At 68.3% G+C, this 21,479-nt stretch carries 21 protein-coding genes; 12 read left to right on the forward strand and 9 right to left on the reverse strand.

The window, feature by feature from the left end; all coding sequences use genetic code 11:
- The 3 genes from ACQR3U_RS04835 to ACQR3U_RS04845 all read left to right on the forward strand — a co-directional run bounded on the left by ACQR3U_RS04835 (position 1) and on the right by ACQR3U_RS04845 (position 4,150).
- Complete coding sequence (locus ACQR3U_RS04835) at positions 1 to 1,818, forward strand: dynamin family protein (RefSeq protein WP_230809846.1); 1,818 nt, start codon at positions 1 to 3, stop codon at positions 1,816 to 1,818.
- A complete protein-coding gene (locus tag ACQR3U_RS04840) occupies positions 1,815 to 3,278 on the forward strand; it encodes a dynamin family protein (protein ID WP_230809847.1) in 1,464 nt (487 codons plus the stop codon). Before ACQR3U_RS04835 ends, ACQR3U_RS04840 begins: the two co-directional genes overlap by 4 nt.
- Positions 3,279 to 3,373: 95 nt before the next feature.
- The gene (locus ACQR3U_RS04845) at positions 3,374 to 4,150 is read left to right on the forward strand and encodes a MerR family transcriptional regulator (RefSeq protein ID WP_006553030.1); all 777 of its coding nucleotides are present in this window, start codon (positions 3,374 to 3,376) and stop codon (positions 4,148 to 4,150) included.
- Positions 4,151 to 4,205: 55 nt separating this feature from the next.
- On the opposite strand, the gene ACQR3U_RS04850 is transcribed toward ACQR3U_RS04845, so the two are convergent.
- Positions 4,206 to 5,117 carry a hypothetical protein gene (locus ACQR3U_RS04850; protein ID WP_006553029.1) on the reverse strand — a complete coding sequence of 304 codons (912 nt, stop codon included), beginning with the start codon at positions 5,115 to 5,117 and terminating at the stop codon, positions 4,206 to 4,208.
- A 388-nt stretch (positions 5,118 to 5,505) separates the two neighbouring features.
- On the opposite strand from ACQR3U_RS04850, the gene dnaK reads away from it, so the two are divergent.
- From dnaK to ACQR3U_RS04875, 5 genes are all read left to right on the forward strand, one after another.
- The gene (dnaK, locus tag ACQR3U_RS04855) at positions 5,506 to 7,347 is read left to right on the forward strand and encodes a molecular chaperone DnaK (protein ID WP_230809848.1); all 1,842 of its coding nucleotides are present in this window, start codon (positions 5,506 to 5,508) and stop codon (positions 7,345 to 7,347) included.
- A complete protein-coding gene (grpE, locus tag ACQR3U_RS04860) occupies positions 7,344 to 7,988 on the forward strand; it encodes a nucleotide exchange factor GrpE (protein WP_230809849.1) in 645 nt (214 codons plus the stop codon). The genes dnaK and grpE overlap by 4 nt, the downstream gene beginning before the upstream one ends.
- A 32-nt stretch (positions 7,989 to 8,020) precedes the next feature.
- On the forward strand, positions 8,021 to 9,193 hold the full coding sequence (gene dnaJ, locus ACQR3U_RS04865) for a molecular chaperone DnaJ (protein WP_230809850.1): 1,173 nt from the start codon (positions 8,021 to 8,023) through the stop codon (positions 9,191 to 9,193).
- On the forward strand, positions 9,193 to 9,597 hold the full coding sequence (locus tag ACQR3U_RS04870) for a heat shock protein transcriptional repressor HspR (RefSeq protein ID WP_024101918.1): 405 nt from the start codon (positions 9,193 to 9,195) through the stop codon (positions 9,595 to 9,597). Before dnaJ ends, ACQR3U_RS04870 begins: the two co-directional genes overlap by 1 nt.
- Before the next feature lie 143 nt (positions 9,598 to 9,740).
- Complete coding sequence (locus ACQR3U_RS04875; RefSeq protein WP_230809851.1) at positions 9,741 to 11,276, forward strand: FAD-binding protein; 1,536 nt, start codon at positions 9,741 to 9,743, stop codon at positions 11,274 to 11,276.
- 80 nt (positions 11,277 to 11,356) lie between these two features.
- Here the strand turns inward: ACQR3U_RS04875 and ACQR3U_RS04880 are convergent, their stop codons facing one another.
- The 5 genes from ACQR3U_RS04880 to ACQR3U_RS04900 form a co-directional block, all read right to left on the reverse strand.
- On the reverse strand, positions 11,357 to 11,809 hold the full coding sequence (locus ACQR3U_RS04880) for a hypothetical protein (RefSeq protein WP_024101916.1): 453 nt from the start codon (positions 11,807 to 11,809) through the stop codon (positions 11,357 to 11,359).
- Positions 11,810 to 11,905: 96 nt separating this feature from the next.
- Entirely contained in the window at positions 11,906 to 12,895 is a 990-nt protein-coding gene (locus ACQR3U_RS04885; RefSeq protein WP_019291024.1) for an LLM class flavin-dependent oxidoreductase, read from the reverse strand.
- A 98-nt stretch (positions 12,896 to 12,993) separates the two neighbouring features.
- Entirely contained in the window at positions 12,994 to 13,488 is a 495-nt protein-coding gene (locus ACQR3U_RS04890) for a flavin reductase family protein (protein WP_230809852.1), read from the reverse strand.
- 78 nt (positions 13,489 to 13,566) lie between these two features.
- Positions 13,567 to 13,956 carry a nuclear transport factor 2 family protein gene (locus tag ACQR3U_RS04895; protein ID WP_024101913.1) on the reverse strand — a complete coding sequence of 130 codons (390 nt, stop codon included), beginning with the start codon at positions 13,954 to 13,956 and terminating at the stop codon, positions 13,567 to 13,569.
- 105 nt (positions 13,957 to 14,061) lie between these two features.
- Entirely contained in the window at positions 14,062 to 14,964 is a 903-nt protein-coding gene (locus ACQR3U_RS04900; RefSeq protein ID WP_230809853.1) for an LLM class F420-dependent oxidoreductase, read from the reverse strand.
- On the opposite strand from ACQR3U_RS04900, the gene ACQR3U_RS04905 reads away from it, so the two are divergent.
- The 3 genes from ACQR3U_RS04905 to ACQR3U_RS04915 are packed head-to-tail and all read left to right on the forward strand — an operon-like array spanning position 14,927 to position 17,927.
- Positions 14,927 to 15,619, forward strand: coding sequence for an alpha/beta hydrolase (locus tag ACQR3U_RS04905; RefSeq protein ID WP_372477527.1), 693 nt, complete (start codon positions 14,927 to 14,929; stop codon positions 15,617 to 15,619). The genes ACQR3U_RS04900 and ACQR3U_RS04905 overlap by 38 nt on opposite strands.
- Before the next feature lie 47 nt (positions 15,620 to 15,666).
- Positions 15,667 to 17,379, forward strand: coding sequence for a 3-ketosteroid-delta-1-dehydrogenase (locus ACQR3U_RS04910; RefSeq protein WP_230809855.1), 1,713 nt, complete (start codon positions 15,667 to 15,669; stop codon positions 17,377 to 17,379).
- Positions 17,380 to 17,408: 29 nt separating this feature from the next.
- Entirely contained in the window at positions 17,409 to 17,927 is a 519-nt protein-coding gene (locus ACQR3U_RS04915) for a hypothetical protein (RefSeq protein ID WP_230809856.1), read from the forward strand.
- 25 nt (positions 17,928 to 17,952) lie between these two features.
- Here ACQR3U_RS04915 and ACQR3U_RS04920 read toward each other — a convergent pair whose 3' ends face one another.
- A complete protein-coding gene (locus ACQR3U_RS04920) occupies positions 17,953 to 18,744 on the reverse strand; it encodes an FAD-binding oxidoreductase (RefSeq protein WP_230809857.1) in 792 nt (263 codons plus the stop codon).
- Positions 18,745 to 18,940: 196 nt separating this feature from the next.
- On the opposite strand from ACQR3U_RS04920, the gene ACQR3U_RS04925 reads away from it, so the two are divergent.
- On the forward strand, positions 18,941 to 20,494 hold the full coding sequence (locus ACQR3U_RS04925; RefSeq protein ID WP_230809858.1) for an AMP-binding protein: 1,554 nt from the start codon (positions 18,941 to 18,943) through the stop codon (positions 20,492 to 20,494).
- Between the two features lie 99 nt (positions 20,495 to 20,593).
- On the opposite strand, the gene ACQR3U_RS04930 is transcribed toward ACQR3U_RS04925, so the two are convergent.
- Positions 20,594 to 21,118: an AMIN-like domain-containing (lipo)protein gene (locus tag ACQR3U_RS04930; RefSeq protein WP_230809859.1), complete on the reverse strand. Its 525-nt coding sequence runs from the start codon at positions 21,116 to 21,118 to the stop codon at positions 20,594 to 20,596.
- 31 nt (positions 21,119 to 21,149) lie between these two features.
- Positions 21,150 to 21,452 carry a hypothetical protein gene (locus tag ACQR3U_RS04935; protein WP_230809860.1) on the reverse strand — a complete coding sequence of 101 codons (303 nt, stop codon included), beginning with the start codon at positions 21,450 to 21,452 and terminating at the stop codon, positions 21,150 to 21,152.
- Positions 21,453 to 21,479 lie beyond the last annotated feature (27 nt).

The following is a 21,479-nucleotide window of genomic DNA, read 5'->3' on the forward strand; positions in this document are numbered from 1 at the left end:
ATGCAGCATTCACCGGATACGCAGCATCCATCCGATCCTTCGAGACGCCGAGCGCTCCTCGACCTGATCGACTCCGCGATCGCGCGATCTCGCAGCGCCAGGCGCAACGATCTCACCGACCGGTTGACGGCCGCCCGTACGAAGGTCTCCGACCCGCGACTGCGGGTGGTCGTCGTCGGGGGTCTGAACCAGGGCAAAAGCCGGTTCGTGAACGCTCTGCTCGGCCTCGAGGTGTGTTCCGTCGGCGACGACGAGACCACCGCGGTCCCCACGCTCGTGCAGCACGGGCAGGAGCCGTCCGCCGAACTCGTCCCGACCGGTTCGGCGCCGCGCATCGCCGTGCCCTTCGACGACCTGCAGCAGGTCGCGCCGCGCAGTGCCGGCCGGGACGTCGACCGGCTCGAGGTGAGTGTGCCGAGTCCGCTGCTCGCCGACGGACTCGTGTTCGTCGACACCCCGGGTGTGGGAGGCCACGGAAATCCGCACACAGCAGCCACATTGACGCTCCTGGCCACCGCGGATGCGGTCTTCGTCGTCTCGGATGCGAGTCAGGAGTTCACCGCACCGGAGATGTCGTTCCTGCGACAGGTGCAGACGTTGTGCCCGGCGTCCGCGGTGCTCGTCACCAAGACGGACGTGTATCCGCACTGGCGCGCGATCGTCGACGCCGACCGCGAACACCTGCAGCGAGCGGGGATCGACCTGCCGCTGCTGCCCGTCTCGTCCCTGCTGCGCGAGTACGCCCTGCGCACCGAAGACGCCTCGCTGCAGCAGGAATCCGGCTTCGACGCGATCTACGACTTCCTGCGCGAACAGGTGGTCGCGCGCAACGCCGACTCGGCGCGACTGTCGGTGGCGCACGACGTGAAGACCGTCGTCGACCATCTCGCGCTCGGATGCGAGAGCGAACTCGCCGCCCTGCGCGACCCCGACTCCGGGAACGCCGCGATCGAGGACTTGCACCGGGCACGCGCCGCGACCGAGGCATTGCGGACGCGGGCGGCGCGGTGGCAGATCACGTTGTCGGACGGCATCGCCGATCTCGCGGCCGACATCGACCACGACCTGCGCGACCGGCTGCGCACGGTGACCCGCGACGCCGAAGCGTCCGTGGACGACTGTGATCCGGGCAAGGAATGGCCGCGGCTGGGGCAGTGGCTCGCCGAACAGGTCGCCGAATCCGTCGGTGACAACTTCGTGTGGGCGCACGAACGCGCCGAGGCGCTCGCAGGCAAGGTCGCCGAGCACTTCGCACTCGACGACGACTCCTTGCCGTCGTTGCATCTCGGCGACCTGTCGAGACTGCTCGAGCCCGTCGAGAACCTGTCCGATCTCGAATCGGGCCGGATCGGTCTCGGTCAGAAGGTACTCGTCGGCATGAAGGGTTCTTACGGTGGCGTGCTGATGTTCGGTCTCGTCACCACCCTGATGGGGATGGCGCTCGTGAACCCGATCTCGGTGGGAGCCGGAGTCGTCCTGGGTACCAAGGCGTATCGCGACGACAAGCAGGTGCGGCTCGCCAAGCGCCGCGTCGACGCGAAGAGCGCGATCCGCGCCTTCACCGACGACGTGAGCTTTCAGGTCGGCAAGGAATCGAAGGACCGGCTCCGGCTCATCCAGCGTCAGTTGCGCGATCACTTCACCGAGATCGCAGAGCAGACACTACGTTCGCTCGACGAGTCGCTCGAAGCGGCCCGCCAGGCCGCGACCGTGCAGGAACAGGAACGCCGCCGTCGGATCGGTGAACTCGACACGCAGGTCGCGGAACTGGGCCGATTGCGCGAGCGCGCCGCGGAACTCGCGGAAGTGTCGGCGTGACCCCGACTCTCTCGCGCGCCCGCGACCTGCTCGACCGGGCACGCGCGTCGTACGGCGGGAACCCGGCCGTCGCGGACCGGCTCGACCACTGCGCCGCGCGACTCGATCAGCCGTTGCGGATCGCGCTCGCCGGATCGCTCAAGGCCGGCAAGTCGACCCTACTCAATGCGCTTGTAGGACAGGACATCGCGCCCACCGACGCGACGGAGTGCACGCGCGTCGTCACCTGGTACCGCAACGGACCCGTGCCGACGGTGAACGCCTGGTACGACCGGAACCGCCGCATGCCGGTGCCCGTGCAGCGTCCCGACGGCCGTTTGACCTTCGACCTCGGCGAACTCACCGCCGACCGCGTCGACTTCATCGACGTCGAATGGCCGGCCAGCGCGCTGGCGCAGACCACCATCATCGACACCCCGGGCACGTCGTCGTTGTCGCAGGACGTGTCGGCGCGGACCCTGGCGCTGCTCACCCCGGAGGAATCGGCCTCCGGTGCCGACGCCGTCGTCTACCTGATGCGTTCGCTCGGAGCCGCCGACGTCGAGTTCCTCGAACGGATCGGCCGGCACGTCGGCGGGGGATCGGGACCGCTCGGCATCGTCGGGGTGGTGTCGCGCGCCGACGAGGTCGGTGCGGGTCGTGCCGACGCGATGATGTCGGCGAAGCAGGTCGCGGCGAGGTTCACCGACGAACTCGAACGCACCGGACTGTGCCAGGCGGTCGTGCCGGTCGCCGGGTTGCTCGCCCTCGCCGCACGGACCCTGCGGCAGAACGAGTTCGCGGCCTTCGAGGCGCTCGCACAGGTGCCGGTGGAACAACTGCAGGTCGCGATGCTGTCGGCCGACCGCTTCGCGCGACCGGACGTCGACCTGCCCGTCGACCCCGGGATGCGGGCACGTCTCGTCGACCGGTTCGGTCTGTTCGGCATCCGCACCGCAGTGCTGCTCGTGCAGCTCGGCGCGCGCGATTCACCGTCCCTCGCCGCCGAACTCGTCGCGCGCAGCGGGCTCGACGAGCTGCGTCAGGTCATCGACGTGCAGTTCGGTCAGCGTGCCGATCAGCTCAAGACCCATTCGGCGCTGCTGGCGCTCGAGCGGGTGTTGCACGCGTGCGGCGACCATGAGCTGCTGGGAGCCGTGCGACGCGAACTGGCCGACGACCACGGCTTCGCCGAACTCCGCCTGCTGGGCAGACTGCGGTCGTCGTCGGTGTCACTGCCCGACGAGGAGGTCCAGGCGCTGCAGCGCGTGGTCGGTGGATCCGGGATCGGCGCCACCCGGCGCCTCGGTCTCGCCGACGACGCGTCACCTGCCGAGATCCGCGCTGCGGCCGTCGATGCGGTGCGGCACTGGCGATCCCGCGCCGAACATCCGCTGCTCGATCCGTTCACTGCGAAAGCCGCAGCGGTGGCAGCGCGCAGTGCGGAAGGGCTGGTCGCGGGAGCCGGCCGACAGATGTGAGCTGTAGCCGAACGATTCGGCTTGCACCTCACGTAACGTGAGGTCATAGCGTCGATCGTGCCGGCGCACGGAGTGCCGGTGGAAGTGGGTGGACGATGCCGGCGACTGGTTCCGGGCAGCAGACACGTTCCGGACAGCACTGGAAGGTGGGGCGTCTCGCAGCGGAGACAGGCCTGACCGTGCGGACCCTGCATCACTACGACGACATAGGCCTCGTGCGGCCGTCGGGTCGGACGGCGTCGGGCCATCGGCTGTACGAGGAGTCGGACGTCGAGAGGCTGTACCAGGTGCTGGCGCTGCGTCAGCTCGGGCTGTCACTGGACGCGATCGCCACGGTCACCGACGGCGACACCTCGCTGTCGGAGATCCTCGACGCGCACCGTGCCTACCTGGACGATCAGCTCGCGGCGACCCGCACGCTGCGTGCGCAGGTCGAGATGCTCTCCCGCACGGTCCGAACGTCGCCGGATGCATCGGTCGCCGACTTCCTTCACGTGATCCGAGGAGTGATCGAAGTGGACGACATCTTCGAAAGGTATTTCGACAAGGGACAGATCGCAGACCTCGCGGAACGACGCGCGATGCTGGGCGACGACGTCATCACGGCGGCAGAGACGTCGTGGCAGGAACTCATCCCGCGTGTCGACGCTGCGCTGAGTTCGGGGATGGATCCGGCCTGTTCGGAGGCCCAGGAGATGGCACGGCAATGGATGGATCTGCTCGAGCAGTTCCACGGCGGCGACGAGGGCCTACGCGACAGCCTCTACCGCATGCACGAGGACAACGCGCAGCAGATCGAGCAGGAGTTCTGCGGGCCGAGTCGCGAACACATCGAGTTCATCACGAAGGCGAACGAGGCGCGATCTACGTAAGCACAGGGACGGATGCTCGATGTCGTCATCGAGCATCCGTCCCCGAATCGTGCAATCAACGTCGACGGGCTCTGCCGGCGGCGCGAACCAGGCGGGCGTGGACGGCCTCGAAGCGGAACAGATCCGCCCACGTCCATCGCACGACCTCGAAGCCCAGAGCCCGGATCGCATCCTCCCGCAGCTTCTCGCGATGGACGGTCTCGGCCGTCGCGCCGGGCTCGTCCGAGCCGTACTTGCTCCTTCCGTCGAATTCCCCGACCACGCCTTCGTCCTCCCAGAGGAAGTCGGGACGAGCGACGAATGCTCCGGAAGGGGTCCGCAGCTCGTGCTGCAGCTTCGGCGCCGGTAACCCCGCCGACCGGATCCGTAGTCGGCTGAGCGACTCGCCGGGACTTTCGCTGCGACCGTCGAGGAAAGCAACGGTCCGCCGGGCAGCGGCGATCCCGTGCCGCATGCCGGACGATGCCAGCGCATCGAGGAGCAGGGGCGCGATATGGGGATGCGCCCGCAGCGCCGCGTCGCCGGCGATGACTGCCGAGTCCACCGACAGTGTTCGTGCCAGGTCGACAACCGTCCGCGCGACGGTCGTGGTGCGCAGACCCGCGACGACGCAGACCTCGTCGGGTTGATAGGTGCACCTGTGTACATGGAGGGTCGGGGTGCGGCGTCCGCTCGACGGCCGTTCGCGGCTGATGTGCACCGGGGAGAGGTCGACGTCCCAGAGAGGAAGGCCGTGCAGCACCGCAGCGGAGACATGGCTGACGACGGCGTCCGGGGTGATCCGTCCTTGTCGCGCCAGTACGCGCGCATGGTGCAGGGTGAGCGGGTCGAGGTCCGCGCCACCGTCGACGTACACACCGCGCGTGACGTTCCGCAGTCGTCCCACACGGACAGCCTGACGGATCTCGTCCGAGGTCGTCCCGCCGGCCAGCAGGTCGGAGCGCAGAAGGAAGTTCGGTTCGTCCATGCAGTGAGGGTCGTGTACGGCGACGACGGACCCGGAGCATCGAAGCCCTCGACCCGACCACCTGTGGATCGACGGGGTCCCTGTGGACAACCCGTCCTTGCGCACCGGTGCGGACAGTGGCGCCTTGTCGACATCGGGTATCGGTCCTCGAATCGAGCAGATGCGACCGATCGAAGTGATGTGCGCCACCCTCGGAACAAAAGTCCACGACCTGCCGTTGGATGAGTCAGACAACTTGAGCGCATAAGACTCAACTTCACTTGACGGCGTGGACTGCTCGGGTGCAGGCTTGAGTCGACCGCGCTCACCTGAGCCGAACGGGCTCAGGTCGGGCATGGAACGTTTTCGCGGCGCGCACGCGTCGCGGCAGGAACATTGGAGGAAAATTATGGCTCGTGCGGTCGGCATCGACCTCGGAACCACCAACTCGGTCGTTTCCGTTCTGGAAGGCGGCGAGCCCGTTGTGGTCGCCAACGCCGAGGGGTCCCGCACCACCCCGTCCGTCGTCGCATTCGCGAAGAACGGTGAGGTTCTGGTGGGTCAGCCCGCCAAGAACCAGGCGGTCACCAACGTCGACCGCACCATCCGTTCGGTCAAGCGCCACATCGGCACGGACTGGACCGTGGCCATCGACGGCAAGAAGTACACGCCGCAGGAGATCAGCGCCCGCACGCTGATGAAGCTCAAGCGCGACGCGGAGGCCTACCTCGGTGAGGACATCACCGACGCGGTCATCACCGTCCCGGCGTACTTCAACGACGCCCAGCGTCAGGCCACGAAGGAAGCCGGCACCATCGCCGGTCTCAACGTCCTGCGCATCGTCAACGAGCCCACCGCGGCTGCCCTCGCCTACGGTCTCGACAAGGGCGAGAAGGAGCAGACCATCCTGGTCTTCGACCTCGGTGGCGGCACCTTCGACGTCTCCCTCCTCGAGATCGGCGACGGCGTCGTCGAGGTCCGCGCGACCTCCGGCGACAACCACCTCGGTGGCGACGACTGGGACGAGCGCATCGTCAACTGGCTCGTCGACAAGTTCAAGGCACAGCACGGCGTCGACCTGACCAAGGACAAGATGGCCATGCAGCGTCTGCGTGAGGCTGCCGAGAAGGCCAAGATCGAGCTGTCGTCCTCGCAGTCGACCTCGATCAACCTGCCGTACATCACCGTCGACGCGGACAAGAACCCGCTGTTCCTCGACGAGCAGCTCACCCGCTCGGAGTTCCAGAAGATCACCGGCGACCTCCTCGAGCGCACCCGCGCTCCCTTCCAGCAGGTCGTCAAGGACGCCGGCATTTCCGTCGGCGACATCGACCACGTCGTGCTGGTCGGCGGCTCGACCCGTATGCCCGCCGTCACCGACCTGGTGCGCGAGCTCACCGGTGGCCGCGAGCCCAACAAGGGCGTGAACCCCGACGAGGTCGTCGCCGTGGGTGCAGCCCTGCAGGCCGGCGTCCTCAAGGGCGAGGTCAAGGACGTGCTGCTGCTCGACGTCACCCCGCTGTCGCTGGGTATCGAGACCAAGGGCGGCGTGATGACCAAGCTCATCGAGCGCAACACCACGATCCCCACCAAGCGGTCGGAGACCTTCACCACCGCCGACGACAACCAGCCGTCGGTGCAGATCCAGGTCTTCCAGGGCGAGCGTGAGATCGCGGCGCACAACAAGCTGCTCGGCTCGTTCGAGCTCGGCGGCATCGCGCCGGCTCCGCGTGGCGTCCCGCAGATCGAGGTGACCTTCGACATCGACGCCAACGGCATCGTCCACGTCACCGCCCGCGACAAGGGCACCGGCAAGGAGAACACGATCAAGATCCAGGAAGGCTCCGGCCTGTCCCAGGAGGAGATCGACCGGATGGTCAAGGACGCCGAGGCGCACGCCGAGGAGGACCGCAAGCGTCGCGAGGAGGCCGAGGTCCGCAACCAGGCCGAGTCGCTCGTGCACCAGACCGAGAAGTTCATCAAGGAGAACGAGGACAAGGTCCCGGCCGACGTCAAGGAGAAGGTCGAGGCTGCGATCAAGGAAGCCAACGACGCCCTCGCCGGCTCCGACATCAACGCGGTCAAGGCCGCCGTCGAGAAGCTCGCGACCGAGTCGCAGGCCCTCGGCCAGGCCATCTACGAGGCGCAGGGCGCCGAGGGTGCCGCTGCCGGTGACGGCGCGGCCGCAGGTGCCGACGACGTCGTCGACGCCGAGGTCGTCGACGAGCCGAACGATTCGGAGAAGAAGTGAGTGCCGACAAGCCCGAGCAGGAACCGGTGACCGTCACCGACAAGCGACGGATCGACCCTGAGACCTTCGAGGTGCGCGACCCCGCCGAGGAGCCGCGAGCCGAGGAGGGCGAGGTGATCGAGTCGGTTCCTGCGGAGGGCGACGCCGAGAAGGCCGAGCGGACCGAAGGACAGTCGCAGGAGGCGAAGGAACTCGCCGAGCGCACCGCCGACCTGCAACGCGTGAGCGCGGAGTACGCGAACTACCGTCGCCGCGCCGAGGCGCAGCGCACGGCGATCGCGGAGGAGGCCAAGGCCTCCGTCGCGGTGAAGTTCCTCGACGTCCTCGACGACCTCGACCGGGCGCGCGCCCACGGCGACTTGGAGACGGGTCCGCTGAAGGCACTGTCCGGCAAGCTGACCGGTGTGTTCGACAGTGTCGGACTCGTCGCGTTCGGTGAGGAAGGCGACGCCTTCGATCCCGAGTTGCACGAGGCCGTCCAGATGGAAGGCGACGGTCACCACCCAGTGCTCGGGACGGTGCTCCGCAAGGGTTACCGCTTCGGCGACCGCATCCTGCGGCACGCGATGGTGACGGTCACCGACGGCGATCCGGCGGACACGCCGGGTGACGCGCGGTCGGCGGAGCCGGGCACAGAGTAAGAACAAGAATACGCGAGAGGAGGAGACGCCCGGTGAGCCAGCGGGAGTGGATCGAGAAGGATTTCTACAAGGACCTGGGCGTCTCCCCCGACGCAACGCAGGACGAGATCAAGAAGGCCTACCGGAAACTGGCGCGGGGCCTGCATCCCGACGCCAACCCCGGTGACGCCAAGGCCGAGGAACGCTTCAAGGCCGTCAGCGAGGCCAACGCCGTCCTGTCGGATCCCGCCAAGCGCAAGGAATACGACGAGACCCGGCGCCTGTTCGCCTCCGGCGGCATGCCGGGTGGCTTCCGTCCCGGGGCCGGCGGATTCTCCGGTGGTACCGGAGCGACCTTCGACATCGGCGACCTGTTCGGCGGTGGCGGCGACGGTGGGCTCGGCGACCTCTTCGGTGGCCTGTTCAACCGCGCCGGTGGCGGCACTGCTTCCACCGCCGGCCGTTCACGTCCACGCCGCGGATCCGATGTCGAGACCGAGACGACGCTCGACTTCCGCGATGCCGTCCAGGGCGTCACGGTTCCCCTGCGGATGACCAGCCCGGCGCCGTGCACCACCTGCCACGGCAGCGGTGCCCAGCCGGGAACGAGTCCGCGGGTCTGTCCGAACTGCAACGGAAGTGGTGTGGTCTCCCGTAACCAGGGCGCCTTCGGATTCTCGGAACCGTGCGACGACTGCCGGGGCAGCGGATCGATCATCGACAACCCCTGCAGCGACTGCCGCGGTACCGGCGTGCAGAACCGCACCCGCACCATCACCGTGCGGGTTCCCGCAGGCATCAAGGACGGTTCGCGCATCCGCCTCGCCGGTCAGGGCGAGGCCGGTCTGCGCGGCGCCCCGTCCGGCGACCTGTTCGTGACGGTGCACGTCCGTCCCGACCGCGTGTTCGGGCGTGAGGGCGACGATCTGACCCTCGTGCTGCCCGTCAGCTACGGCGAACTCGTCCTCGGCGGCACCGTCTCGGTGCCGACCCTCGACGGCCGCGTCGGGCTGAAGATTCCGCCGGGAACGGCCGACGGCCGGGTCCTGCGGGTCCGCGGACGCGGCGTCCCCAAGCGCGGGGGCGGCGCCGGTGACCTTCTCGTCACGGTGAAGGTCGCGATCCCGCAGAATCTCGACGAGAAGGCGACGGAAGCGCTGCACAACTATCTTCGTGCAGAAGAGGCAAGCGGTTTCGATCCTCGAGAGGGATGGGCAGGTGCGTGATGAGCGAGACGAGAATGCCACGGAATCTGTCACCGGATCCCGATGCGCGCGTCTACGTCATCTCGGTGGCAGCAGAACTCGCCGGGATGCATGCGCAGACGCTGCGTAACTACGACCGGCTCGGACTCGTCACCCCGCACCGCACCAGCGGCGGCGGCCGCCGGTACTCGCCGCGCGACGTCGAACTGCTGCGCGAAGTGCAGCGCCTCTCCCAGGACGAAGGTGTCAACCTCGCCGGGATCAAACGGATCATAGAGCTGACCAACCAGGTCGAGGCACTGCAGCAGCGCGTCGCCGAACTCAACGCCGAGGTCGCCCAGTTGCGTTCGACACGCGGCGATCTGGTGCCCATTCCGCGCAGCAACGCCCTCGTCGTGTGGAAGCCGCGCAACAGGCGCGACTGACCGCACCGCGGTCGAGCGCGACTGATCCGCCGGATCGGTCGAGAACGAAAATCTCCCGCCCAGCGAGACGATCGCCCTGTGGAGCCTCGACGTCTGCCTAGTGTGGCGTGTTCCACACGAACGGTCGACGGAAGGCAACAGTCATGGCGGAGTGGGCGGAAGAATGCGACGTCCTCGTGGTGGGGTCGGGAGCCGGAGGGTGCTGCGGTGCGTACACCGCTGCGCGCGAAGGACTGTCGGTGATCCTCGTCGAGGCATCCGAGTACTTCGGCGGCACCACGGCGTACTCCGGGGGCGGCGGCGTCTGGTTCCCCACCAACGCGGTCCTGCAGCGTGCCGGTGACGACGACACCCTCGAGGACGCGCTGACCTACTACCACGCGATCGTCGGCGACCGCACCCCGCGCGAACTGCAGGAGGCGTATGTCCGCGGCGGCGCCCCGCTGATCGACTACCTCGAGTCCGACGACGATCTCGAATTCATGGTCTACCCGTGGCCCGACTACTTCGGCAAGGCGCCCAAGGCCCGTGCCCAGGGACGTCACATCGTCCCGTCGCCGCTGCCCATCGCCGCCGATCCCGAGCTCAACGAGTCGATCCGCGGCCCGCTCGGCCGCGAACGCAACGGCGAACCCCTGCCCGACATGCTCATCGGAGGTCGCGCGCTCGTCGGACGATTCCTCATCGCCCTGCGCAAGTACCCGAACGTGGAGCTGTACCGGAACACCCCGCTCGAAGAACTGATCGTCGAGGACGGTGTGGTCGTGGGCGCGGTCGTCGGGAACGACGGCGAGCGACGGGCGATCCGCGCGCGCAAGGGTGTCGTCCTCGCCGCCGGTGGCTTCGATCGGAACGACGAGATGCGCAGCAAGTACGGGGTGCCCGGCGCCGCGCGGGACTCGATGGGCCCGTGGTCGAATCTCGGCAAGGCCCACGAGGCGGGCATCGCCGTCGGCGCCGACGTCGACCTGATGGATCAGGCCTGGTGGTCGCCGGCACTGACCCACCCGGACGGACGTTCGGCGTTCGCGCTGTGCTTCACGGGCGGCATCTTCGTCGACCAGGACGGTGCGCGGTTCACCAACGAGTACGCACCCTACGACCGTCTGGGCCGCGACGTCATCGCCCGCATGGAGCGCGGCGAGATGACGTTGCCGTTCTGGATGATCTACGACGACCGGAACGGTGAGGTCCCACCGGTCGGGGCGACGAATGTGCCGCTCGTCGAAACCGAGAAGTACGTCGACGCGGGACTGTGGAAGACCGCCGACACCCTCGAGGAACTCGCCGAGCAGATCGGTGTGCCAGCCGAATCCCTGAAGGCGACCGTCGCGCGGTGGAACGACCTGGCCGCGAAGGGAGTCGACGAGGACTTCGGCCGCGGGGACGAACCCTACGATCTCGCCTTCACCGGCGGTGGGTCCGCGCTGGTCCCGATCGAACAGGGCCCCTTCCACGCAGCACAGTTCGGCATCTCCGACCTCGGCACCAAGGGCGGTCTGCGGACCGACACCGTCGGGCGGGTGCTCGACAGCGAGGGTGCTCCGATCCTCGGCCTGTACGCGGCGGGCAACACGATGGCCGCACCGAGCGGCACCGTCTACCCCGGCGGCGGCAATCCGATCGGCGCGAGCGCACTGTTCGCGCACCTGTCCGTGATGGACGCTGCGGGACGCTGACCCACAGAGGCGGGACGCCGACGCACATACGAACCGGGCCCGGAGGATACGCAGGTATCCTCCGGGCCCGGTCCGTCGTCTCAGGGTCGGGTGACGGCGAAGTCCGCTGTCATGAACGGATATCCGTCCTCCACAGTGGTCGCGACCTCGAAGCCGTGCCGGTTGGCACCGCCGATGTGGGTGCCGTCGCCGTTCGCGACGCCCGTGCCGTAATTGTTGGCCATGAGCGCCACGGTCGCGTCGCCGGGCATCGTGTAGTCGATCTGGATGCCGAACCCGCGCCGGTCGGCGCTGCTCGCCGAGACCGTCTCGGTGGAGCGGGCCGGCACCACGGTGGCCGGCTCGTCCACCCATGTTCCGTAAGGGTTCTCGGTCGACGTGAGCACCATCGGCGCATCGGTGTCGTTGCGGATCGTCAGCGTGATGGTGGGCCCGTCGGTGGGCAGGGAATCGGCGGCCGCAGTGGCGGGTGCGGTGATCGCCGCTGCAGCGGTCAGAACTGCCGCTGCGACAGCGCGGGTACGGTACTTCATCGTGCTCCTGGCGGTTGACGACTCGTGGTTCTCAGCCGTGCCTGGCCGGCCGCTGAAGTGTACCCGTCGGTAGCCCGATCCGTCGCTCTTCGGCGATCAGGCCGGGACGAGGTCGCTGACCTGCGCAACAAGCTCCAGCGAACGCAGCCACGCGTCGCGTCCGGGAGCCGACGACACGACGATCAGCTCGTCGGCCTGCGCGCGCTCGGTGAACCGGTCGAGGTAGTCGCGCACCTCCTGCGGCGTACCCACGGCGGTGTACCGAAGCATCTCGAGCACCTGCATGCCGGCGGGGGAGTCGAGCAGCATGTCGATCTCCTCCTCGCTGAACGTGCGCCCGCGTCCGACCATCTGGACGACCCGCGCCCGCTTGGTCGCCTCGAACAGCGACTGCGCCTCCTCGGCGGTATCGGCGGCGATCACACCGACACCCGCGATGACGTACGGCTCCGAGTGGTCGGGGGAGGGCTGGAACTCGCGGCGGTACAGCCGCACCGCGTCCTCGAGGGCCTGCGGCGCGAAGTGCGACGCGAAGGCGTACGGAAGACCGAGCAGAGCAGCGAGTTTCGCGCCGAACAGCGACGAGCCCAGGATGTACAGCGGCACATCGGTGCCCTTACCGGGGATCGCGTCGACTCCAGGGATCCGCGACTCACCCTTCAGGTAGGCCTGCAGTTCGAGGACGTCCTGCGGAAAACTGTCGGCCGACGTCGGGTCGCGGCGCAGCGCCCGCATGGTCTTCTGGTCGCTGCCGGGGGCGCGGCCGAGACCGAGGTCGATGCGGCCGGGATGCAGCGTGGCGAGAGTTCCGAACTGTTCGGCGATGGTCAGCGGCGAGTGGTTCGGCAGCATGATGCCGCCGGCGCCGAGACGGATCGACGAGGTGTGCGCGGCGACGTGCGCGATGAGCACGCTCGTCGCCGACGAGGCGATCGTCGGCATGTTGTGGTGTTCGGCGTACCAGATGCGCCGGTAACCCCACTGCTCGGCGAGCTGGGCCATCTTCACGCTGGCGTCGAAGCTCTCACGGGCGGTCTCGCCCTTGCCGATGTGTGCGAGGTCGAGGATGGAGAGGGGAACGGTCACCGGTAATCCTTCGCGTCGGGGCCCGGTATCGGCCGCCGGGCACACCTTCGGAGCAACCTCGACCGGTGACCGTCTATTCCCTCACCTGTCGTTCGGCGTCACCGCCGTTCGAAACCGCCGTAGGTGCCCTGGAAGAACAGGAGCGGACCGCGGGAGTGCAGCGACGTCAGCCCCGTGACCCGTGCCAGCACGATCGTGTGGTCGCCGGCCTCGTACTCGGTCTCCACGGTTGCCTCGACCCGCGCCAGGGCTCCCTCGATCGCCGGAGCGCCGTTGTCGCCCGGCTCCCAGCGCACCCCGCGGAACTTGTTGCCGCCGCTCACCGCGAACGCACCGCACAGGGTGCGCTGGCTCTCGGACAGGACGTTGACGGCCAGGTTGCCGACCTCCCGGATCTTCGGCCAGGTCGTCGACGTGCGGGCGGGACAGAACGAGATGAGCGGCGGGTCCAGCGAGACCGACACGAACGACTGACAGGCGAATCCCAGCGGTTCGTCGCCGTCGAGCGCGGTGATCACCGTGACACCCGTGCAGAAGTTGCCCATCACGTCGCGGATCCGTCGGGGATCCAGTACCGCGTGTTCCGCTGTCATCGAAACTCCAATCGATCGGCGTTCGTTCCAGTGTCCGTCACCGACGACACAGTGTGCGAACCCTGTCCCGCCGACCGGTCAGCGAACACGCATGTCGCTGGGAGCCCAGACCGCCCGCATGCTGGTGATGCGTCCCTCGTCGTCGAACGTCATGACGTCGATGGGCTCGATCTCGTAGGTCTGCTCGCCCGCCTTCGTGACCACACGGAAGTGGAAGGCCGCGGTCGACCCGGCGATCCGGAGCGTGAGCAACTCGGTGGTGTTCTCGGTGGCCTCGACACCCTTGTAGAACTCGGCGATCGCTGCCCGGCCCACGCGAGGCTCGCTTCCGGCAGGATCCTCGAGGGTGGCGTCGTCGGCGTAGAGGGCGGCGATGTCGGCGGCCACGCCTGCGGCCACAGCATCGAGATAGGCGTGCACTGTGGTGCGGATGCGCTGAGTGCGGGCGTCGGTGTCGGAAACGGTCACGGTCGCTCCTGTGTGGTGCGGGACGAAAGGTGTCGCGTCGACGCTGGCTAGCGACCCGCTGGCGCACCGCATCGCCGTTCTCCCGGCCAGCGGGAGATGCCGACCTCACCCCACCCCGAGATCGCCGAATTCCCTGCCGAACAGGTCGGCGAGGGCGACGAGCTGGTCGCAGTAATGGTCGGCGGATCCGGCGTCCACACCGGCACCGACGATCGTCGCGCCCGCTGCGATCGCGCGGCCGAGTCGTCTGCGCGTCGCGTCGGGGTCACCGAGCGGGTCGAGCCGCGTCACCGACAGCACGACCTCGAAGCCGGGCGGCGGCTGCCTCTTCGCGAGCATCGTTTTCACGTCGTCGAAGGGGAGCCCGAAAGGTACCCAGCCGTCCCCGAACTCGCACGCGCGTCGCAGCGAACGCGGGGTGCGGCCGCCGATCCATAACGGAACTCGCGGCTGCACGGCGCAGGGATCGACCACCACCCCCGAGTACTCGAAATACTCTCCGTGATAGGAGGGTTCGCGTGTCGATAGAGATGCGCGCAGGGCGGCGAGAGCATCGTCGGCGCGTGCGCCGCGATCAGTGAAGGGGGCTTCGAGCAACGCGAACTCCTCCTCGAGCGAACCGACGCCGAGACCGAGGGTCAGGCGTCCACCGCTGACCGTGTCGAGCGTGCCGTAGCGCTTCGCGATCTCCAGAGGATGGTGGTAGCCGAGGACGAGAACCTGGGTGACCAGTCGGATCCGGTCGGTGCGCGCTGCCAGGAAGCCGAGGGTCGCCAGCGGATCCCAGTACGTCCCACCGCGCGTCGCGGCCACGGGCGCCGGTACGGCGACGTGTTCACTGCAGGTGAGGTGGTGGAATCCCGACCGATCCGCGGTGACCGCGATCTGCGACAGTTCCTCGATGCCCGCGCCGGCCTCCCAGTCGCCGGAGGCCCCGGGGACCCGGGTGACGACCGGGCTGGTGATCCCGATGCGTACTGCCGGCATGCGGTTCGATCCGTCGGTCATACGCTCTCCTTCGTCGATCGGTCCGTCAGGAGTGTGCGCTCGGACGGGCTCGCGGAGCACGTCCGGTCCCGCTCGCCGATACACGACCAGTGAGGTACACGATCTCGTCGTGTTCGCGCACGGTGGAGGGTTCGTCTTCTGCGATCTCGACAGTCACGACGAGTTCTGCCGGTCGATGGCGGAGGCTGTCGGGGCCGTCGTCGTGTCCGTCGATTACCGCCTCGCCCCCGAACACCCTGCCCCGGCCGCGCACGACGACCTGTACCCCGCGCTCGAATGGACGGCCGCGACCGTCGCGTCGTACGGGGGAGACCCGGCGCGCATCGTGCTTGCCGGCGACAGTGCCGGTGGAAACCTCGCCGTGACCGTCGCGATCCCCACCCGCGCCGAGTCGCTCGCCGGGCTGCCCTCGGCGGTCGTCGCCACCGCCGAACTCGATCCGCCGTGTTCGTCCGGCGACGACTACGCCGACCGTCTCGCCGCGGCCGGGGTGTCCGTGCAGCACCGCAGATTCGACGGCCTGTTCCACGGATTCCTGACCTTCCCCGCGTTGTCGCTCAGCGAGCCGGCGCGGCAGGAGGTGTGGAAGATGGTGCGCGCCCTGGTCGACGGGCCGGATCTCCCGGTGACCGGGACGAGCGGCTTCGCGTCCTGAGCAACTGTCCTAGCGTCCCGCAGACAACGACGAGAAGGAGACTGTCGATGGCGCCGACATCCGTACCGCCCGTGGCACCCGCCCAGGACACCACCGTCGACCTGCTCGTGATCGGGTCCGGTACCGGCATGGCCGCCGCACTCACCGGGCACGAGGCAGGACTGTCCGCCCTCCTCGTGGAGAAGTCGGCCTACGTCGGCGGATCGACCGCCCGTTCCGGCGGTGCGTTCTGGGTGCCGGCCAATCCGGTACTCACCGCGGCGGGAAGCGGCGACACCGTCGAGCGCGGCCACACCTACGTGCGGACGGTCGTCGACGGCACGGCGCCGGTCGAACGGGGCGAGGCCTTCGTCGACAACGGTGTCGCCACCGTCGAGATGCTCCAGCGCACCACCCCCATGAAGCTGTTCTGGGCTGAGGGCTACTCCGACTATCACCCCGAACTGGCGGGTGGTTCGGCGGTCGGCCGCAGCTGCGAGTGCCTGCCCATGGACCTGTCGGTCCTCGGTGAGGAGCGGGGTCGACTGCGTCCCGGCCTCATGGAGGCGAGCCTGCCGATGCCTACCACCGGTGCCGACTACAAGTGGATGAACCTCATGTTGCGCGTGCCGCACAAGGGTTTTCCGCGTATCTTCAAGCGGCTCGCACAGGGGGTCGCCGGTCTCGCCGTCAAGCGTGAATACGTCGCCGGTGGGCAAGCGATCGCCGCCGGCCTGTTCGCGGGTGTGCTGAAGGCCGGTGTGCCGGTGTGGACCGAGACGTCGCTGGTGCGTCTGCTCACCGACGGGGATCGTGTCACCGGTGCCGTCGTAGCGCAGAACGGACGTGAGGTGACGGTGACCGCTCGTCGCGGGGTGGTGCTTGCCGCGGGTGGGTTCGACCACGACATGGAGATGCGGCGCAAGTTCCAGTCCGAGCGTCTGCTCGACCACGAGAGCCTCGGGGCGGAGACCAACACCGGCGACGCGATCAAGGCGGCCCAGGAGGTCGGTGCCGATCTCGCCCTCATGGATCAGGCATGGTGGTTCCCCGCCGTCGCGCCGACCCGTCCGGGCAAGCCGCCGATGGTCATGCTCGCCGAGCGTTCGCTGCCCGGCTCGTTCATCGTCGACCAGACGGGACGCCGGTTCACGAACGAGTCGTCCGACTACATGTCGTTCGGACAGCTGGTGCTCGAACGCGAGCGTGCCGGCGATCCGATCGAGTCGATGTGGATCGTCTTCGACCAGAAGTACCGCAACAGCTACGTGTTCGCGGCCGGGGTGTTCCCGCGCCGGCCGCTCCCGGAGGCCTGGTACGAGGCGGGCATCGCCCACCGCGGCACCACCGCTGCGGAACTCGCGGCGTCGATGGGTGTGCCGGTGGACACCTTCGCCGCGACGTTCGGAAGGTTCAACGAGGACGCCGCGGCGGGAACGGATTCCGAGTTCGGACGTGGCGGCAGTGCCTACGACCGCTACTACGGTGACCCGACCGTCCAGCCGAACCCGAACCTGCGACCCCTCACGCACGGCCCGCTCTACGCGGTGAAGATGACGCTGAGCGATCTCGGCACGTGCGGTGGCGTGCGCGCCGACGAGCGGGCGCGGGTCCTCCGCGAGGACGGCAGCCCCATCGCCGGTCTCTACGCCATCGGCAACACCGCGGCCAACGCGTTCGGCCACCGCTATCCCGGTGCCGGTGCCACCATCGGGCAGGGCCTGGTCTTCGGGTACATCGCGGCACGCGACGCAGCATCGTCGGACGCACCGGTCGCCTGAGTGGACGATCCGAAAGGTAGGGAGGGCATGTGACGATCACGAACGGGGACGTCCGTTCCCTCCCGACCGTGCTGTCCCTCTGGGGAGCCGGGCCCCGTCTCGAAGACGGCCCGGTGGACGAAGTGGACATCGTGTTCTTCGCGCCACCCACCACCGAGGCGCTGGCCTGCCGGTCCCGCGACAACCGCGACGAGGCGTCCGGTCGGCTCGACCGGACACTCGGATACGTCGATGAGATCGGGCGGTTGGTCGCCGAGGTCTACGTGTCCGGATCGGCGCGTCCGGTCGGTGAGCACGGTGCGTCCGTCCCGCTCGCCGACGAACTGCTGCATTCGGTTGTCGAACGGTTCGACCTCGCCGATGTGCGGCGACTCCGGATGCGGTTATACGGACATTCCGCGGGTCCCGGATCACCGACCTGGTCGGTGACCGTGTTGCAGCGTTACCGCACCGATCACGAGGACGTCGAGGACGTCGCGCTCATCGGCACGGATCCTTCCGGATCCGTCGTCGCTCGTGCCTGGGTGACCGTCGCAGCCGATCGCTGAAGAGCCGGCCGGACGTCGGGCGCACTCAGTACGGGTCGTAGCGGATGTTCTCGACCGGGGTGCCGGTCTCGATCAGCCGCTGAGCGGTGGTGCGCACCATGGCCGCCGGGCCACACACGAGCACCTGGTGGTCGCCGAACGCACCGTAGGACGTGACGACCTCGTCGACGCTGCCCTCGAGCAGTTCGTCGGGGTCGGGTCCGAACTCGTCGATGCGCGGGCCGATGCGATCGAACCAGGGGTCGGGGATGTCGGGGATCTCGAGGGTCTCCACGACCGGCACCACCGTCAGCCACGGCAGCGCCTCGGACAGGAGCATGAGCATGTCGGCGGCGTACAGGTCGCGCGGGTCGCGGGCGCCCGTGAACAGGAAGGTGCGGGGCGGATCCGGGTGACGCGCCGTGTCGAGGATCAGCGACCGCAGCGGCGCGAGGCCCGTGCCGCCGGCCACCATGATGACGATGCGGCCGGTGTCGTCGATGTGGAGGTCGCCGCCGCGGGCGGCGCCGATCTGCCACACGTCGCCCGGTTGGGTGTCGGCGACGATCGCGCCGCTCACCCAGCCACCCGGGACCGTGCGCACGTGGAACTCGAGCTTGCCGTCCAGCGACGGTGGCAGCGCGGGGGAGAGGCGACGCGGCAGCGTGGGACGCTGCGGCACGGCCACGTCGACGTACTGCCCGGGGCGGAAATCGACGATCGCGTCGTCGCATTCGAGACGCACGACGGCGAGGTCGTGCCGGAGCCGATGATGTTCGACGACGGTTGCGGTGACTGCCGTTTCGGTCTCGCTCGGTGACGGCGTGGCCGACTGCATGCGTGATCCCCCGGTGGTGTGCTGTGACGTGCCCAAGACTCTAGGCGAGAAGTCGCCGAAAAGGCAGAGTGGAACGTGTTTCAGTTTTGGTCTCGGGCGGTTATCGTGACGAACGGCAGGTGATGGTCACCACAGCGGAGAACGCCAACCGGTGACGTCACACAACGGACCGTCACAGCACACCGGAAGGACGACCATGCCCGAGGAGTACGCCGACCTCTACCGCCCCGCATTCACGCCCGATCTCCTCATCACCGCGCTCGACCGCAGCGCCGACCGGCCCGCCCTGCACCTCGGTGACGTCGTCCTCACCGGAGCCGAGATGCGCGCCGCCATCAGCCGGTTCCAGCAGGCGCTCGCGTCCGTCGGGGTCGGCCAGGGATCGGCGGTCGCGATGCTGTCCAAGAACCGGCCCGAGGTGCTCATCTCGATGGGCTCCACGATGGTCGCCGGCTGCCGCACCACGGCTTTGAACCCGATGGGCTCGCTCTCCGACCACCTGTACATCTCGACCGACGCCGAGATCGAGACCCTGATCTTCGATCCCCGCCACTTCGAGGAACGCGCAGCGGAGCTGCGCGAGCAGGTGCCGACCCTGAAGAACCTGTTCTCCCTCGGCCCGTCCTCGGTGGGCGCCGACATTCTCGCCCTGTCCGAGGAGTTCACCGAGCAGCGCCTCGTGTCCGCGCCCGTCGACATCGAGGACACCTCCTCCATCGTCTACACCGGCGGCACCACCGGGAAGCCGAAGGGCGTGATGGGCTCGTTCCGTTCGGGCGCGGCCCTGAACCAGATCCAGATGGCCGAGTGGCAGTGGCCCGAGCAGCCGCGCTTCCTCGTGTGCACCCCGCTCTCGCACGCCGGTGCGGCGTTCTTCGTCCCCACGCTCCTGCGCGGCGGATGCCTCTACGTGCTACCGCACTTCGATCCTGCGCTCGTGCTCGAAGCGATCGAGAAGCATCGCATCAACGCGACCATGCTCGTGCCGACGATGATCTACATGCTGCTCGACCATCCCGATTTCGACAGCCGCGACCTGTCGAGCATCGAGACCCTGTTCTACGGTGCGTCGGCGATGTCGCCGTCCCGCCTGCGCGAAGGGATCGAGCGGCTCGGCCCGGTCTTCTTCCAGTTCTACGGCCAGTCCGAATGCGGCATGACCATCTCGGTGCTGCGCAAGGAAGAACACCTCCCCGACGATCCGAGCCGCCTCGCGTCGTGCGGCCGCCCCGTGCCGTGGCTCGACGTCCGCCTGCTCGACGACGACCTGAACGAGGTGCCGCAGGGCGAACTCGGCGAGATCTGTGTGCGCGGCCCGCTCGTGATGAAGGGCTATCTGAACAAGCCGGAGGAGACCGCCGAGGCGCTGCGCGGCGGATGGCTGCACACCGGCGACGTCGCGCGCGCCGACAAGAACGGCTTCATGACGATCGTCGACCGCAAGAAGGACATGATCGTCACCGGCGGCTTCAACGTCTTCCCCCGCGAGATCGAGGACGTCATCTCGTCGCACCCGGCGGTCGCGTCCGTGGCCGTCGTCGGTGTGCCGGATACCAAGTGGGGCGAGGCCGTCAAGGCGTGTGTCGTGCTGCGCGACGGTCAGTCGGTGCCGGTCGAGGAACTGATCGAGAAGGTGCGTGCCGCAAAGGGTTCGGTGCACGCCCCCAAATCGGTCGACTTCCTCGACGCCCTGCCGTTGACGCCGCTGGGCAAGCTCGACAAGAAGGCGCTGCGGGCGTCCTATCGCTGACCTCGTTCGCGTGGCGGTCGGTCCCGGCAACCGGCCGTGGTTGCCGGGGCCGGCTGTTTGTCACCAGGACTCGTGGATTCGGAATGCCGCTGTCCTGCCTCACCACTGGTGCGCGACGTCCAGCACCACCCGTGAACCGCTACCGGGACCGTCGAGGGTGAACACCCGGAACGGCAGCCGGGCCCGTAGCCCGACACCGAGGGTGGTCTGGCCTTCGAAACTGTTGGCCCACGCCACCTGTTGCAGGGTGCGGTATCCGCTCACGTCGACGACCTCGCGCCGGTTCGCCGGTACGTAGTAGGCGGGCGCGAGGACGACCACCTGGAGGTAGGCGCCTCCGCGCAGCGGGACCTCGAACCCCGATCCGTCCTCGTGGACGGCGGGGACGTAGCCGACGCGGTAACCCGCGGCCGGCCCGGCGAGATCGACGACGATCCGGTCGAAGCACTCGTGCCGTCCTGCCCGCACGGCGGTGAACGGTGAGGCGACCATCGTCGGGTTCACCTTGTCCAGCGAACCCCAGTGGATGCCGCAATAGGGCGTTGCGGCCGACGCGGTCGGGCCCGTCAGCCCGATCCCCGCGATGACGACGATCATCGCGAGCCACACGTGAATCCTGCTCATGTCCGTTCCTCTGTGTGTGGCTGATGATGGATCATCGCGAGGAGTGTGATCCGCGTTGCATTTGAGGGTCGGGACGCTCCTCGACGAGGTCCTCGAAGGTCGTCTCCTTCAGCGACTCGAAGACCGGGGCGACCAGACGGTCGAGCATCGACGAGAACACTTCTGTACCGGCGAGTTCCCGCACCCCCAGCTCACCCGACGTCACCTGCTCGACGAGCTTCGCGAAGGCCGGGTCGCCCGTGGCATCGGCGATCGACCGCAATGACGTGACGATCTCGCGGGACAGGGTGGTATCGCCGCGCGCGACGTCGACGACGATCTCGGATTCGTCCATGTCTTCTCGATTCCTGTGCGGCACCGT

It is taken from the genome of Rhodococcus sp. IEGM1339 (assembly GCF_050321925.1).
GTDB lineage: Bacteria > Actinomycetota > Actinomycetes > Mycobacteriales > Mycobacteriaceae > Rhodococcus > Rhodococcus pyridinivorans.